This window comes from Pseudoalteromonas sp. SR41-7, from assembly GCF_014163935.1.
Taxonomy (GTDB): Bacteria; Pseudomonadota; Gammaproteobacteria; order Enterobacterales; family Alteromonadaceae; genus Pseudoalteromonas; species Pseudoalteromonas distincta.
The window spans coordinates 73,316-88,102 of record NZ_JACJEF010000007.1 but is presented as its reverse complement, the minus strand read 5'-3'; the positions used below and the strand labels follow the sequence as shown (position 1 = coordinate 88,102).

16 protein-coding genes are annotated in these 14,787 nt (G+C 37.8%); 7 read left to right on the top strand and 9 right to left on the bottom strand.

The annotated features are described in order from the left end of the window. The first annotated feature begins 175 nt into the window (after window positions 1–175). Window positions 176–598, top strand: coding sequence for a hypothetical protein (locus tag H5092_RS11555; RefSeq protein WP_182715497.1), 423 nt, complete (start codon window positions 176–178; stop codon window positions 596–598). A 31-nt stretch (window positions 599–629) separates the two neighbouring features. Here the strand turns inward: H5092_RS11555 and H5092_RS11550 are convergent, their stop codons facing one another. From H5092_RS11550 to H5092_RS11535, 4 genes are all read right to left on the bottom strand, one after another. After that, complete coding sequence (locus tag H5092_RS11550; RefSeq protein ID WP_182733544.1) at window positions 630–2,261, bottom strand: sensor domain-containing diguanylate cyclase; 1,632 nt, start codon at window positions 2,259–2,261, stop codon at window positions 630–632. Further along, window positions 2,254–2,694 (bottom strand): hypothetical protein, encoded by a 441-nt coding sequence (locus H5092_RS11545; protein ID WP_024604289.1) that lies wholly within the window; start codon window positions 2,692–2,694, stop codon window positions 2,254–2,256. Before H5092_RS11545 ends, H5092_RS11550 begins: the two co-directional genes overlap by 8 nt. Continuing rightward, window positions 2,694–3,956, bottom strand: a complete 1,263-nt coding sequence (locus tag H5092_RS11540; protein ID WP_182733543.1) for a hypothetical protein — start codon at window positions 3,954–3,956, stop codon at window positions 2,694–2,696. Before H5092_RS11540 ends, H5092_RS11545 begins: the two co-directional genes overlap by 1 nt. A gap of 334 nt (window positions 3,957–4,290) precedes the next feature. After that, window positions 4,291–5,205, bottom strand: a complete 915-nt coding sequence (locus H5092_RS11535; protein ID WP_182733542.1) for a 2OG-Fe(II) oxygenase family protein — start codon at window positions 5,203–5,205, stop codon at window positions 4,291–4,293. 323 nt (window positions 5,206–5,528) lie between these two features. On the opposite strand from H5092_RS11535, the gene H5092_RS11530 reads away from it, so the two are divergent. Further along, window positions 5,529–5,768 carry a hypothetical protein gene (locus H5092_RS11530; RefSeq protein WP_182695932.1) on the top strand — a complete coding sequence of 80 codons (240 nt, stop codon included), beginning with the start codon at window positions 5,529–5,531 and terminating at the stop codon, window positions 5,766–5,768. A gap of 68 nt (window positions 5,769–5,836) precedes the next feature. Here H5092_RS11530 and msrA read toward each other — a convergent pair whose 3' ends face one another. Then, entirely contained in the window at window positions 5,837–6,436 is a 600-nt protein-coding gene (gene msrA, locus H5092_RS11525) for a peptide-methionine (S)-S-oxide reductase MsrA (protein WP_039487894.1), read from the bottom strand. Window positions 6,437–6,717: 281 nt separating this feature from the next. Here msrA and H5092_RS11520 point away from each other — a divergent pair, with 281 nt between their 5' ends. Next, a complete protein-coding gene (locus H5092_RS11520) occupies window positions 6,718–6,912 on the top strand; it encodes a CPXCG motif-containing cysteine-rich protein (RefSeq protein WP_182733541.1) in 195 nt (64 codons plus the stop codon). A 58-nt stretch (window positions 6,913–6,970) separates the two neighbouring features. On the opposite strand, the gene H5092_RS11515 is transcribed toward H5092_RS11520, so the two are convergent. Beyond that, window positions 6,971–7,171: a hypothetical protein gene (locus tag H5092_RS11515; RefSeq protein WP_002962626.1), complete on the bottom strand. Its 201-nt coding sequence runs from the start codon at window positions 7,169–7,171 to the stop codon at window positions 6,971–6,973. 107 nt (window positions 7,172–7,278) lie between these two features. On the opposite strand from H5092_RS11515, the gene H5092_RS11510 reads away from it, so the two are divergent. From H5092_RS11510 to H5092_RS11500, 3 genes are all read left to right on the top strand, one after another. Continuing rightward, a complete protein-coding gene (locus H5092_RS11510) occupies window positions 7,279–7,761 on the top strand; it encodes a GNAT family N-acetyltransferase (protein WP_182733540.1) in 483 nt (160 codons plus the stop codon). A 162-nt stretch (window positions 7,762–7,923) separates the two neighbouring features. Then, a complete protein-coding gene (locus H5092_RS11505) occupies window positions 7,924–8,535 on the top strand; it encodes a MarC family protein (protein ID WP_033029579.1) in 612 nt (203 codons plus the stop codon). 30 nt (window positions 8,536–8,565) lie between these two features. Then, on the top strand, window positions 8,566–9,447 hold the full coding sequence (locus H5092_RS11500; protein ID WP_182733539.1) for an alpha/beta hydrolase: 882 nt from the start codon (window positions 8,566–8,568) through the stop codon (window positions 9,445–9,447). 519 nt (window positions 9,448–9,966) lie between these two features. Here the strand turns inward: H5092_RS11500 and H5092_RS11495 are convergent. Both H5092_RS11495 and H5092_RS11490 read right to left on the bottom strand, forming a co-directional pair. Continuing rightward, entirely contained in the window at window positions 9,967–11,112 is a 1,146-nt protein-coding gene (locus H5092_RS11495; RefSeq protein WP_182694208.1) for an MFS transporter, read from the bottom strand. Between the two features lie 24 nt (window positions 11,113–11,136). Continuing rightward, a complete protein-coding gene (locus H5092_RS11490) occupies window positions 11,137–12,309 on the bottom strand; it encodes an MFS transporter (RefSeq protein WP_182695935.1) in 1,173 nt (390 codons plus the stop codon). A 108-nt stretch (window positions 12,310–12,417) separates the two neighbouring features. On the opposite strand from H5092_RS11490, the gene H5092_RS11485 reads away from it, so the two are divergent. Next, on the top strand, window positions 12,418–13,329 hold the full coding sequence (locus H5092_RS11485; protein ID WP_182733538.1) for a LysR family transcriptional regulator: 912 nt from the start codon (window positions 12,418–12,420) through the stop codon (window positions 13,327–13,329). Window positions 13,330–13,418: 89 nt separating this feature from the next. Here the strand turns inward: H5092_RS11485 and H5092_RS11480 are convergent, their stop codons facing one another. Then, a complete protein-coding gene (locus H5092_RS11480; RefSeq protein ID WP_182733537.1) occupies window positions 13,419–14,627 on the bottom strand; it encodes a porin in 1,209 nt (402 codons plus the stop codon). Between the last annotated feature and the right edge of the window lie 160 nt (window positions 14,628–14,787).

The window sequence follows — 14,787 nt, the reverse complement described above, 5'->3', positions numbered from 1 at the left end:
GATTAATTGCTAATAGTACAATTGTTATTCTGTATTTTGGTTAGTAGTGCAATCAAGTTGTAATTTTTTTGATAAAAATCAATAATACAGATAGTTTTTATTGCCTATTGGCCTTTTGTGTTTTAAATAAAAGCCTAGCTATCAACTTATATAAAACGGCTTAACTGGAATCCACATGAACCAAAATAGATATAAAGCATCGTTTCCTGCGCCTGACATTGGTAGTAACTATTTTGTCTCATCAACTTGGAGCAGTTATGGTTTCTGGGCTTTATTAGCACTGACTCCGCTTGCTCATTACATGATGTACTATACCGAAGATGGTTTAGCGCATGGGGAAGATTTAAACACTTTAGTGTATGTAATACTTGGTGCTATTAGCTTGTTTGTTTTAAATATTGCAGCCCAATCTATATGTTGCTTAGGCAGGCTTTTGGCAGTGGTTTGCTTTAGCATGAGTCTGTTTTTTATTTTATCGATTATCTATCTTAGTATTTATGCTCACTTCCCAATCGCTTATTTTGGTCCTGTTATTTACTTTGGTTTAGCAGCGTACTTTTATAATAAAGACTATTTGAAAGCCATAAAAACATTATAGCATTTACTATGTAGTTACTAATTCACGCCATCTAATTTTTTATATCGTCATAAAAGGCAACTTTCCCTCGGCCTGTTTCTTTTACGTGATAAAGAGTTTTATCACCGTTGTGCATTAATTGATGTAGTTCATTGCCATCATATGGGGCTATTGCAATTCCTATGCTTGCACCTACTGCGCATGTTTTTGTGTTTGAAATACTAACCTGCTGTTGTAACTCATTGAGTAAGGCGTTCGCTTTTTGTTGTGTTGCCGTTTTATCGTAGGTATTAACTTGCCTTGCAACAATAAATTCGTCACCGCCTAGGCGGATACACATATCGTTTTTTTCGTGAAAAAGTGTTTTAAATCTGTGCGCTATTTCAATTAGCACTTTGTCGCCGGCTTCGTGTCCGTAGGTGTCGTTAATGGGTTTAAACTTATCTAAATCAATCATCATAAGCACTAAATGTTCATTATGTTTAATACATTCACGTAGTGCTTTTTTAAGGCGTTTTTCACCGGCGCGTCGGTTTAATAAGCCAGTGAGTGGGTCGTGATCGGCTTCAAAGCGGGTTTGCTGTTCGCGTTCTGCGCGCTCGGTTACATCGTGTAAAATTACTTCTACTAGCTGCTCTTGTTTGGGGTTTCGTTTGGTATCTCTTTGGTCTGTTAACCTTACAAACAAACAATGAAACCATACAGTTTTATAGCCAACTTTACACTCTACATCTAAGGTGGTTTGTGGTGGGTTTTTAGCAGAGCGAATATCTGCCAGCAGGCTTTGTAATTCGTCTACATTGCTAAGTAACTCAGGAAAATGCAAGGTTGGTAATTCTTCTTCACCAGGTACGGTAAAATAATGCTTAAATGCAGGGTTAAAGGTGGTGATAATGTTTTTGTCATCGAGTAAACAAATACCTGCGCTGGCTTGTTCAAAAATAAGTCTAAATTTAGCTTCTAGCTCTTGAGTTTTTTTACGCAGTGTTTGCTCATTACTAATAGTTAAATGTAGCTCGTGCATTAAGGCATTTATACCTTGGGTTAAACGGCTTATTTCGTCCCGCTTGCCTTGCTTGAAGGTTAGCATTTTAAGGGTTTCTGGCTCGCTTGGATTTATTTTAGCAAAGCTGTCGGTTAGGTTTTGAATAGGCTGTGTAAGCCAGCGCTGAACTACCAGCGATACAAAAAATGCGATAACAATGGATTGAATCAGCATTAAGATAAATTCTTTTATAAGCGCTGACTGTGCTTGTTGTTCAATAAAGTTATCGTCAGGGTATATGGCAAGTACACCTATAAAAGTGTCTTCTATAAAGGGGTGAACTAATTTAATTAAAACAGCTTCATTTTTTTTGTTAGTAGAGCCTTTTGCAATAAATAAATCCATCTCTCCTTTAGGGTTTACTTCTCCTTCTAGGCTTGCGCCTTGCACTAAGTCGTTACTGAGTAGGCCGTTAATAATTTCTTGGCTTAATTCTTTGTCATTTAAGTAAGCGGCAATAGCGGCTGTTTTTTCCATTGTTTGCGCTAACTGTTGAACAAGTAGGTAATTTGTGTTTTTTTTCTCTTTAAAGCCTGAGTAATAAGAGAGCATAGACGAGAGTAAAGACACAACAATAGCAACTAACGCAATTGATATAGCGACGCGTATGTAGAGTTTTTGGCTAATAATTTTAATCAAATGTGTATACCACTTTTACTGCATCTGTAACTTGCGATAGCGGAATGTAGCCAATTGCAAATTGTGATGCTGCTATTTTGTTTATTGCGTCTTCTACCGATGTTGAAGGCGTGGGTGGCTTTGCGCGCCCTGAAAATAAAAGCCTTGCCCAATACGCATTTATTTTTTGCTCGTCTTTATTAACCAGTTTTAAGTAAAAGTCGTTTTTTAATGTTGATTGCGCGGGTAAATCAAGCGGTTTTGAGGTCTCACCATCAGGGAAAGTTAAATACCTGCCCATGTAAATATCAATAATTTCTCGTTTTGATAATGCGTTAATCGCATTGCTTTTATTAACCACGACTACAAACTCTGTAGATTTAGCATAAAAGCTCATAAAAAGCAGGCACAAGGGCAGCAATGCAGTTATAAAAAAGTTACGAGGGCTCATCATTAAAACACCATACTAGCATTTAGACTAAGTATATGTACTTTGTGGCCCTCATCAACATCTGAAGGGTTGCTAAGACTCCATAAGCCAGCGCCTTGAGGTTTTATATCAAAGCGGTCTAACTGGGCTTTTAATGCTATGCGCTCAGACAGTTGCCATTTTACGCCTACGTTAATTGAGTGTTGGTGAACATTGGTAACTTTAACAGCAGACTGACTGGCAACTGCGAGTTGTTGTATAGGCACCGAAAATTGCTCGGGAGTGCTTGGCGGAAAAGCAGGATCGTTTACTTTTATTACGTCATGTCGGTGTTTAGCCGCTGTAAAACCTGTATAAAATATTGCGTTATCTACACGGTAACCTGCACTAATGTAGCCACTAAGAACTGACGGAGCAACTATCCAATCGGATTCTGAAATACCCACCTCAGATTGGATTAGCCAATTGTTGTGATCGTAAGTAAGCCCAAACGCGGCGTATTCTATACTGTTACCTTTGGTGTTAAATTTGTTTGATATTTTTTGCGCTTGCGGCCATATACTCTGTGGTATTGAGTTGAGTGCGGCTAAATACTCATCTAAAGAGGTTAACTTATAATCCCCAAAGTCTGACTTTGATAATGAAAAACGCATAGTCCATGCATCTAAAGAGTAGGTTGCGCTAAAAGTTGTTAAGTTATCAAAATCAATAAAAAAGTCGTCATTATAGGCTTGTAGCTTGGCTGTTGTACTACCATAAGCAAGTTTTAAACGTAAAAAACCGTCGTTAATTGCTTTGCTGTATTCCACATCTACACCATCGAAATTTCCTGCAATGTTTGCAAACGAGTAGTACGAATGAGGCGGGCGCACCCATAAATAGGCATATCCTACGTAAGGGTATTCCGATAGTAAGTAAAGGTCGCTATTTAACCTGCCTGCACGAATAGCCCAATGACGGGTAGGGCGATAGCGCACAAAGGCGAGCTCTAAAAAATTATCAAAGCTTTTAAAGGCATGATCTTGAATAACTACTTGAAACACAGAGTCCCAATTTTTTGAGAGTGATATATTAGCCTGCCCACCTAAAATTGAATCTCGCGTTGCTGAAAAACCAGATTCGTTGACATTTGAATAACTCGATGCAAAGCCAACATCTGAATCGTCCGTGTAGCTGAGTGTTAAGGATGCAAAACCACTAAATTGTACATCTATGTCGTTTGCATAGGTTTTATTAGCAGCAGAAATTGCCAATATTGCTATGGCAATTGTACCTCGGAACAACATGTTAGCTCGTATTTTTATAATGTAGATAGTAAAAAGATAGCACAATTTATTAAATTACCAACTTAAGCATTACAGTGGCTTATCAATTAAATACAAAAAAACATGACATCCTCCTAAACTTTGTACTTTGTTAAGCGAAGTACTGGGACATAATAAAAGCAAGGCGGAAAATTTGTGTTATCAATTGTTATAAGTGGCGACAATATAGATTATGAATAGGGCGGTTTTTTGATATTACTAAACTTAAAACGTGTTGGTTACTGGATAAGCTTTATTTTTATAAGGCTGCTTAAATTAGGCAGCCATTTGTATTTAAAACTTTAAAAGCGATTATTTAAAATGGTGCATAGCCATCATTTGGTTTGTTTGGGTTAGTCCAGCGCTGTTTAGCATCAACAGGAATGCGTGGTGCGCCTTGTGCTGGTAATCGACCGCGCTCCCCATACAACCACAATACAAAGTTAGTTCGCTCGCCACTGGTAATAGGCTTGGCTGCGTGTGCAATATTGCCTCGATGTAACATGGCAGTACCAGGCTTAAAGGTAAGTGATTTAATGTCACCTGTGTACGGGTGATAAAAGTCCACTTGTGACCCTGTAAACTCTTCGCCTGGTAAATTTAGGTTAATGTTAAGCGTTACAGCTGATGCGTCGGTATGTGGGCGAATTGACGAATCTGTATTTGGCTCATAATAAATTGAAAAGCCAAATGTTTGTGTATCAAACCCCATAATTTCCGAGAACAGCATACGTGAAATAGGGCGCATATAAGTGTTTAGTATTTCGTTATAAAATGCTTGAAAGCTTGGCGCGGCTAAATAACCTTCTGATCGGCTATCAAGCATGGCACCACGGCGATTTAACACTATGCCGTATGGAGGGCGCATAGGGATTTGCGAATTCCATACTTGTTCTAAATATCCGCGTAATACTGCTAGTCGCTCAGGATCAAAAAATTGAAATTGAAACACATCAGGCGCTACTTCGTGTAATAACGCTTTTACGGCTAGCTCTTTTGATGGATCTTCCCATGCTTGTTTTACTGCTTCACGTATGTTTTTATCAAGTAGTGTGTCGTCTAGCGTAAACGTTGAGCTATCTATTGATGTTGCTTCCCATTCGCTCCACGCGTTTGCAATTAGGTCAGTGTTGTTTATCCAAAAGTTTTGTACTGCTGGTTCACGGTAAAGCATGGCTTGTCGTGTTGGTAACTCTAGAGCACGCGCTAGTTGTAATTGGTTGGCAAACATTTTGTGTAACTCCAGCTGTTAAATTTTGTTTATATCAATCTAGGAGTGCAATTTATTGTATTTGATTTAGTAGATAAACAGCCTGCTTTAGGAAACAGAATATACTATTTATTGATAATGAATCCTAAAACTGAGTATCTTAAGTCAAGCAGTGCTGTCCACTTAAAGCGAAGTGACATGTATCCTATTTGCTATTCAAGCATTTAGCTTAATAACAAAGGCTTTATGAAATAGACGGTGTATAAATAAACCTTTATTATAAATTCCTTATTTTGCCTATGTTATAGCTAGGATTTAATAGCAATATAAAATGGAGATTAATTGTGGAAGATAAATTAAAAGAAAAAAGTGTGACACAGAAATTTTTTGGTGAATATTCTTGGATGTATCAAGTTTCAGCGTTTGTTGCTTTTATTATGGCTATTTACATTAGCTTTAATGGAGAAGGAAATGTTTGGACACAGCTTGTGAGAGGTGATTTTAATTCTGCTTTGCTTGTTAGCATTGTTGGTTACTTATCTGAATTTAGATATCGATTTATTAAAGAATCTCGCAATAACTAAAATATTAAAAAGCTGATAATTAAACCAGCCTTTTAATATTTTACTGTGGTATACCTGATTTAACGCGATTAATGGGTTGCTCTGTCGCCCCAAATTTCTTCTAGGCGGCTGTCGCGACCACAACGCCAACGATAAGTGTTGTATCGGATTGGATTGTTTTTGTAATAATCTTGGTGAAAGCTTTCCCTCCCTTTTATAGGGTAAAAGGTGCTTGCGTTTAGTATAGGTGTAACCACAGTTTGATTAGGGAACTCGGCAACTACTGCAGCTTTTGTTTTTTCGGCTAATTTACGTTGTTCGTCGTTTTGTACAAATATAGCGCTTAAGTAACTAGGGCCTTTATCACAAAATTGGCCTTTGGCATCAAAGGGATCAATATTTACCCAGTAATGATCAAGTATGCCCTGATAGCTAACTATGGCCGGATCGTATGTGATTTCTACGGCCTCGTAATGGCCTTTATGATTACCATTGTATGTCGGGTTTTTAAGTTTACCGCCAGTAAAGCCCGATATTACATCGGTTACGCCTTCTAGCTTTTCAAAGTCACTTTCCATACACCAAAAACAACCTCCAGCTAGAACGGCTTTTTCGGTTTTAGCTGCATGGGAGAATGTACTAAACAAAATAACGGCAGATGTTAATGCAAGCGTAAGTGATTTTTTCATAAAATTATCCATCTGTACTGTGAGTTTATAAATACTTATAAAGTTAGACCCGCTAAGTGCTAATACAATTTCATTGTAGAGGGCTGGCCAACTTATCTATGGTGAAAAATATTGTGCTTTGACAAGTTTTATAGGGATAAGGCGAGTAACAAGATCACTATTTAAGTTAGTAGCACGGTTTAATTGGGTTAGCCAAGTATGCGTTATTTAATGTGGTGTTGAATTATGCTTACATGTTCATTAAAGTGACAACATTCGTGATATAAATTAGCAGGTGATAAATGAACCAGTTAACAGAAACATCAATAAGCTGCCCTTATTGTGGAGAAAGTATAGAAGTATTACTTGATGCAGCAGATATTGATGAGCAATACATAGAAGACTGCCAAGTGTGCTGTAAGCCTATTTCGTTTGTGGTATTTGAAAGTGATGACGAGCTAAACGTTAATGTTTACAGCGAAGACGATGCATTTTAACTCGTTAATTAGATAGTAGGCTGCAAAATTGCAGCCTTTTTACTGTGTATGTGTTTAGTTAGCTATTTTGCTCACGCGCTAATTGGTTAGGGAGAAGTTCTTCTACTATTTCGCGTGCAGGAAGTGTATAGCGTGTGCCGTCAAACATTACTGAGGTAAACTCGTTAATATTAGTAATGCCTGTTAAGGTCCAGCCTTCGCCGCGCTTTGGGCAATATACTGTGGTAGTGGGTTGTATTACTTTAAAATCGTCACTCATTACGTTCTCTTACTCTTTTTGCTTTAAAGATAATGCTTGTGAAAGGGGTATGGTAAGTTAATAATGCGTGCCCATAAAGAGCTAATTTAACTAACCACTTAAATAAAATGTTTAACACCACAAAGCTTGAGCGCGTTACGCTACGTTTAGTTACCCACAAACACGCAGCGTGTTTATTTAATATTTTAAATCACCCGCACGTGTCAGAATTTAACGACTACGAAACACCACTTAGCAAAACGCAAATCAAACAATTAATACAAGATGATATTAGTGCATATTACGAAGGTGAAGTAATTCGAGTTGCAATTGAACATAATATATCTGGAAAGTTAATGGGTACTTGTGGGCTTTATAATTTAAGCCCGTGTAAAAGTGGTGCGTTTATAGGATTTGAGCTGCATCCTGACTTTTGGGATAAGGGCGTAATGTTTGAAGTGGTGACCGGTTTTATTGAAACTCTAGTTAAGCATATTCCGCTTAAACATTTGTCTGCTGAGGTGAGTGCACATAATGCACGTTCCCATAATTTACTTATGAAACTGGGCTTTAGTTTAAGAGAAAATTCTATTTGGCATAAATCACTTTAACTCAAGACGGCAATTATAAGTGCTTACCTTTTTTCAATCCTCACCCCTTAAAGCTCAGTAAATAAAATACAAAAAATAGCGGCTTTCTATTATAGTTAAGCGTGAGCAAATGAATTTGTTACCCGTGTTTTATTAAACATTTACGCTTAACAAGGATTTTATATGCTAGAAAAACTCTCTCAAGATGCGCTTGTAATTTGGGCGACCATTGACCCAATAGGCACTATGGCGCTGTTTGCCGCGCTTACTTCTCATTTAACTGATCAACAACGTCGTAAAACTGCATTTAAAACGGTACTTTATGCCGGGGGCGTATTATTAGGGTCTATTTTAATAGGGCAACTAATACTTAATGCGATGGGAATTAGGTTGGTGTCGTTTCAGTTAGGGGGCGGAATTATATTGTTTTTGTTTGGCCTGCAAATGATTTTTGGAAACGATTCTAACAAAGCCAAACAAGACCCCGATCACGATATAGCCGTGTTTCCGCTTGCTATACCTGCAACGGCGACTCCTGGCGCTATTTTGGCGGTAATACTACTTACCGATAACCACATACACCCAATTACTACTCAAATAGGCACAGCGCTTGTTACACTTGGTGTGTTGGGTATTACATTAATACTGTTGCTGCTTTCGGGTAAAATTATTAAGCTAATTGGTACTGGCGGCGCGTCTATTTTAACGCGTGTGATGGGCATGATTTTAGCCGCGTTTTCGGTTGAGCTTATTATGACCGCGCTTGAAATAAAACAATGGGTTAAGCTCGATTAAATAACTCCTAAACATTTAAAGGAATGCCATATGGCAATAAAAATAACAAAACACTATATTATTAATTTAAGTTTAGCCGTAGTCATTTTTGCTATTGGTATTTTAGCTATACGTTATTATAACCATTATGTATCGGCCTATACTGATGTAACAATTAACTCAAGCGTGCTTAATGAGTCGCGCAAAGTGTTTATAAGATTGCCCGCTAATTACAATCCTAAAAAAGCGTATCCGTTAATTATTAAAACCGATGGTAACTTTAATTTAGATACATGGGATAAAGCACTTACAAAACAAGCTAAGAGCGAAAAAGGGGATAAGGCTATATTGGTGTCTATTCCTAATTTGTTTTTTACTGATACACGTAATCGCGATTTAGTACCTCCTTATGCCCGCCAAGATGTAAATACACAAGCGCGTCCAGAGCATGAAACACTTATTGAACCAAATGGCGAAGCCGACAAGTTTTTAGCGTTTATTGAAACTGAGTTACTCCCTTATCTATCAGCAAAATATAAGCTTAGTAATAACCGTGTATTAAGTGGTTTTTCGGCAGGTGGTAGCTTTGTGCTTTATACACTGCATACAAAGCCTGAATTGTTTAATGGCTATTTTGCTTTTAGCCCAGCGGCTTGGTATGACGATATGACCGTAGTTAATAATTTAGAAGCGTTTTTAAGTGCTCAAAATAACAAAGTTAAGTCGTCTACTTATTTATATCTCTCGGTGGGCGGGGCAGAGCATCCGCTAATGTTAAAAGCGTTTAGTAATTTAGAGGCCGCTTTAACAGCCAACCCTAACAATAACCTTGTGTGGCAAAGTGCTATAAACAAAGGTGCTGAGCATTCAGATAATCCATCAATTAGTGTGGCTAAGGCATTAGCTGGTTATAGTACGTTTATTAAAAAGTAGGTTAGATAGGTTTAAGTGACAACTGTATACATATACAGTTGTCGTTGTTTTATATATTTATGATAACGAATCAGCTTTATAACAATTTACTTAATTCAATATTATTAACGACTTACAAAAAAAGGTAGGTTTAAATTATTTTTGCACAGCAATTACATGTACTGTTTTTATATACAGCTCACAGCTATTGAATTAGAATACCGTCAGTACCCATGAGCATATACACATCTATTTGTTACTGCTTTTAATCAGCCTTTCGCCTTTGTGATCAGCAATAAGCAGTGTCAGTACTTTACAGTTCAATATAGTTTAACCATTTTTTATACTCGTAATGCAGTTAATATAAATTGGCTGGTGGCTTTACAGTAAAAGAACACATCATACTAAATGCTGCTATAACGCTAAACTTAGCAATAGAGTCAAATTAGAAAGAGTAATCAGGGAAGTAGTGCAAATAGTAAAGTGGGAAGTGGGAAGTTTAGATAAAAAAGAGCATTTATAAAAATGCTCTTTTGTAAGTTACGACTGCTTTGCTTTGGTCGGTTTAAAAAATAATACCAGTGCAATTATAAATGCTGAAACGCTACAAATTATAAATACGTTTTTCTCACCACCAGGTATATATTCCATAAATGAGGTAAAAAACTGACCCGAGAATACAGCCATCGTAAAGTACGATAAGTTACGGCCGCGTACTTTCACATCGCTGAGCTCTACCGTCATATGGTTTAAAAGCGGAATACTAAAACCAAATCCTATACCTATTAATATTGCGCCTAAAATTAAAGGTCGGGTGCTTACTTGTGTAAAACAAATATACGATAAACTAAACGCTAAAAAGGCAAATGCCAAAACCTTGGGCTCACCAAGCTTCTTTGTTATTTTAGGCATAAAGCCTGCAGTAACTACAGCCACTAAAGATATAAATGCGAGTAGTTGGCCTATTTGTGATTCGTCAAAGTTTTCCTCGTTCATTACGATGGGCAGTAACACAGTAGACGTAAAAAATATGGTCATCGCGAGTGTTGAAATTACATAAACGCTTTTTAACGAGAGGCCATTATTAGCTTTGTGGTGTAGATGTTCTGACACTTCATCGTTATTACTAGCCACTGAGTTTTTATTTGGCACAAACAATAAAAGCATAGCCAAAAATACCCACGCTATTAAATAAAGTGAAAATGGCAGCGCCCAAAATTGCGAGGCTAATAATCCACCTAAAAATAAAAATATAACACCGCCTAACTCTATCGCCATACCTTGTTTTGCAATCATGCCAAGGCGTGCTTCGCCTGTGTACCAATCAGAAATTAAAACCGTACAACTTGCCATAACCACTGCCGTTATACCGCCGAGTAAAAATCGATTAGCAAATACAAGCGTTGGGCCTTTTAAAAAGTAAGCACTGGCACCTTCAACCCCATATAAAAATAACCCAATTACTAAAAGTTTATAAGCGCCGTATTTATCAATTAATTTTCCTGCGAAGGGCGCAAACACCACAGCTCCTAACGATGGCAACGTAATTAAAAGTACGGTGTTATCGGTTATACCTAATCCTTGTGAAATACTTACTAAACCTGGCGCAAGTAGGGTTCCCACCATAATAGTTAAGCTGGCAATACACAGTAATGTAAAGCTACCCGCTGTTTTCAATGTATTCATTTTTACTCCTTAAGTTTTAAGCGATTACTTTTTAGCAAATGAATTAAAAATGCCACTTAGCAAAATAAATATAATGCTTACAGCAACAACGCCAGGCCATTGATAAAGTGCAAATGCCTTAACACCAACCATTGAGCCAACAGCGCCTCCAATGTAATAACCCAGCATGTAAATTCCATTTATGCGACTTTGCGCAGTGGGTTCAATACTAAAAACACGCACTTGGTTAGCCACTTGCGCACTAAATATGGCAAAGTCGATTAAAATAATACCAATAACCAACGACGCTAAACTGCCATTAAACAAACCTGTAATAGCAAAGCCGATTGCCGCAAGCGTAAGTGCAATCATAATTAGAGCTTTAGACCCTAGTTTGCTGACCCATTTACCCGATGACTTAGCGCCTATTACGCCAGCCAATGCTATTACACCAAATAAACCAGCTTGTTGAGCGTTGTAGTTAAATGGCTCATCACTAACATAAATTGCAAGTGTTGCCCAAAGCACATTAAATGATGCAAACCAAAATGCGCCCGAAAGTGTAAAATGCTGCAGTGATTTATGTTTAATAAACAACGCCAACGTACTTTTAATGAGAGGCCAATAACGCAAATTAGTGTGTGGCTTATTGCTAGGTAAAAACACGCGCAGTAATATACCAAATAATGCTGCGAGTACTGCCGACATTAAAAATACACTTCGCCAACCAAATTGCTCACCTACAAATCCACTTAACGTTCTTGAAAGTAAAATACCGATAGTTAAGCCCATCATTAATGTGCCTAACGTGGCACCTTTTTGCTCGCTCGATACAAGCGATGCTGCAAAGGGTATTAATTGCTGGGTTATATTGGCGCTTACACCAATTAAAAATACCGATATAAGTAATAAAGGTAAGTTAGGTGCAAGCATTGCTGCACTACAAGCCACTACTAATAAGCTCGACAAAATAGTAATTAAACGCCTGCGAGCAATCGAGTCACCCAAAGGAGAAATAAATGATAACGCAAACGCGTAACCAATTTGTGTAAGCGCGGGAATACTCCCAAGCTGTGAATCAGTTAAATTAAATTCGTTCGCTATAAGCGGTAAAATAGGCTGGTTGTAGTATAAGTTTGCTGCTGTTGCGGCAATTGCAGTGGTCATTAGTAATAAAATAAATCGACTTAATGACTGATTTTGTTTGGGTTTGGTCATAGCTGTCTAGTGTTGTTAACTCATGCCGCTATGGTATGAGTTCTTTACCTATAACAAAAATGATATTATTTTATAGAATCTATACAAAAAATGTATTTAAGGTGCGTAATGGATATTAAAACATTAAAAAGTTTTGTCAGCGTGGCTAAGCATCAGAGTTTTTCAGAAGCGGCCAAAGAGCTACACACCGTGCAACCTGCAATAAGTAGGCATATTGCACAGCTCGAAAGCGAGCTTGATGTTGTGCTGTTTATAAGAAATTCACGCGATGTTGCAATAACTCAAGCGGGTGAGCAGCTATTAAAAGATGCACGCGCTATTTTGGCTCTAGCTGACAAAGCTAAAACTCAGGTTAAACGTGCCCACAACGGGCAGGTAGGTACACTTAATATTGCGCACTTAAGCTCGGCATGTTTAGCCTTTATGGCAGCACTGGTTCGAGAATACAAACAGCAATACCCAAGCGTGCACGTTACATTGTTTGAAATGACCGCAACTGAGCAGATACATGCGTTTAAAAATGATTTAATTGATGTGGGTTTTTCACGGCCTTTACCTGATTCGATTAATGATGAATTTGTAAGTCATACTATTTATGTAGATTCATTAGTGGCCATAGTTAATCAAAACCATGCGCTGGCAAATTATAAAAACATTGATTTAGTTAAACTAAAAAATGAGCCATTTATCATTTTTAATAGAGAGGAAGCACTTGGTCTTTTTGATGAAACCATTTTGCAATGCAAACAAGCTCGTTTTTCACCGAACATTATTAGCCAACCTCGACATATGCAAACATTAGTTACCGAAGTGGCTGCAGGCCTTGGTGTGGCAATTGCGCCTTATTGCGTACGTAAATTGTATAGTAAAGGGTGCCATTTTATAAAATTGAGCGATGTATTTACGCAAATTCCGGTGCTATTACAATTTAAAAAAGCAGATACCAATGCGGCTGTTAATGCATTTGTTGAAATAGCCTTAAATACAAAACCAAGTATTAAAAAAAGTATGGCGGAATAAAAAAGCCCAATTAAAAAAGTCAAAAGGGCTAAAAGGGTTGTGCTTAGGGAAGTTGTAGTCGTTTTTAAACTTATATTTAGAGCTTATATTTAGAACTTATATCTAAAACCAAATGCTATACCGTCGTCTTCCGACTGCTCCATTTGTGCTTGTTGATCGTCGTTATCACTTTCGAAGTCACTAAAGTCCTTACGCGCTTCTATGTAGGCAATAGTAGCTTCGTCAATTAGGTAATGAAGGCCAATAACAGCAAACTGACGCTTAAATACATCGTTAGGATCGGCGTTAAAGTTTGGCTGAATTACGTAATCATCACCGGCATCAAACACGTTGTAGGCAATAAAAGGGCGAAAATCGTTATCAAAGCGGTAAGATGCGAATGTTTCTACACCGATTGCGTCTTTAATTAAGCGACCGATGTTATCTGTGTCGTGGTTTTTGTTTTTATTTACGTTGGCTGCAACGTATAGGCCGGGCTCATCAATGTTGCCCCACATAATACCTGCACCATAAATTAAATCTTCAACATTGCGAGTAGAACCATCGCCAAACGTTAAATCAAACTCACCACGGTTAACACCTGCTGTAAGTGTTAGCATGTCAGTTGGGGTATAAGTTACAGACGCACCAAATGTGTAATTAAATTCAACTTCTTGGGCTGCACTATCGCCAGAGTTCCAAAGTGCTTCACATTCTTCTTCTGAAATGTCGGTGACGTCACAGGTATAAAATTCGCTGTTTTTAAGCTGCGCTTGTACTGCAAAACTAAAATCGTTATAGCTATTGCGGTACTGCACTAATTTATCTCCACGGCCAGTGCCATTAACAGCGCCATCGTCTTTGTTATAGGTGTAAACACCAGCCGCATTGCCATCCCATACAAAGCTATTATTTGTGCCGTAAACTACGTCGTACCATGCACCCCATTGTTTACCAATGGTAAGTTGGCCATATTTTTCGTGCGAAAGCCCTGCGTAACCTAAACGGTTGTATAAAAACTCATCCTGGATAGACTCAAAACGATTGTTATAAATAATATCGCTGCTGCCAACAGGGTTTACACCCCATTCTACGAGTGCGAGTGCGGTCCAGTCTTTCTTAAGCTTTCGGGTAAATCTAAAGTTAATGCGCGAGGTACCATTAACAACTTCGGTTTCGTTTTGTGTATTAATTACACGCACATCAAGATATCCACCAACTTCAACAGTATTTTTGTCATCTTTGTATAATTCTACTGCCGAAACAGCGGGTGCGAATACAATACTTGCGCTAATAAGCGTCGCTAATTTTTTGCTCATCTTGTGTGTTGCCCTGTGTAAATTGGTCAATTTTTTACGTAGGTAAAAATTCAGATTCGAAGACTAACAAAGCAATAAACGGCTCAAAAGTGAAAAATACTCAATAAAATTAATCGTTAAACTTAACGGATATTCACTAAAGGTTAATTTTGTTTTTCAG

Coding starts and splice junctions, on each gene's coding strand:
- H5092_RS11555 (WP_182715497.1), top strand. CDS start 176: ATGAACCAAAATAGATATAAAGCATCGTTTCCTGCGCCTGACATTGGT.
- H5092_RS11545 (WP_024604289.1), bottom strand. CDS start 2,694: ATGATGAGCCCTCGTAACTTTTTTATAACTGCATTGCTGCCCTTGTGC.
- H5092_RS11540 (WP_182733543.1), bottom strand. CDS start 3,956: ATGTTGTTCCGAGGTACAATTGCCATAGCAATATTGGCAATTTCTGCT.
- H5092_RS11535 (WP_182733542.1), bottom strand. CDS start 5,205: ATGTTTGCCAACCAATTACAACTAGCGCGTGCTCTAGAGTTACCAACA.
- msrA (WP_039487894.1), bottom strand. CDS start 6,436: ATGAAAAAATCACTTACGCTTGCATTAACATCTGCCGTTATTTTGTTT.
- H5092_RS11520 (WP_182733541.1), top strand. CDS start 6,718: ATGAACCAGTTAACAGAAACATCAATAAGCTGCCCTTATTGTGGAGAA.
- H5092_RS11515 (WP_002962626.1), bottom strand. CDS start 7,171: ATGAGTGACGATTTTAAAGTAATACAACCCACTACCACAGTATATTGC.
- H5092_RS11510 (WP_182733540.1), top strand. CDS start 7,279: ATGTTTAACACCACAAAGCTTGAGCGCGTTACGCTACGTTTAGTTACC.
- H5092_RS11505 (WP_033029579.1), top strand. CDS start 7,924: ATGCTAGAAAAACTCTCTCAAGATGCGCTTGTAATTTGGGCGACCATT.
- H5092_RS11500 (WP_182733539.1), top strand. CDS start 8,566: ATGGCAATAAAAATAACAAAACACTATATTATTAATTTAAGTTTAGCC.
- H5092_RS11495 (WP_182694208.1), bottom strand. CDS start 11,112: ATGAATACATTGAAAACAGCGGGTAGCTTTACATTACTGTGTATTGCC.
- H5092_RS11490 (WP_182695935.1), bottom strand. CDS start 12,309: ATGACCAAACCCAAACAAAATCAGTCATTAAGTCGATTTATTTTATTA.
- H5092_RS11485 (WP_182733538.1), top strand. CDS start 12,418: ATGGATATTAAAACATTAAAAAGTTTTGTCAGCGTGGCTAAGCATCAG.
- H5092_RS11480 (WP_182733537.1), bottom strand. CDS start 14,627: ATGAGCAAAAAATTAGCGACGCTTATTAGCGCAAGTATTGTATTCGCA.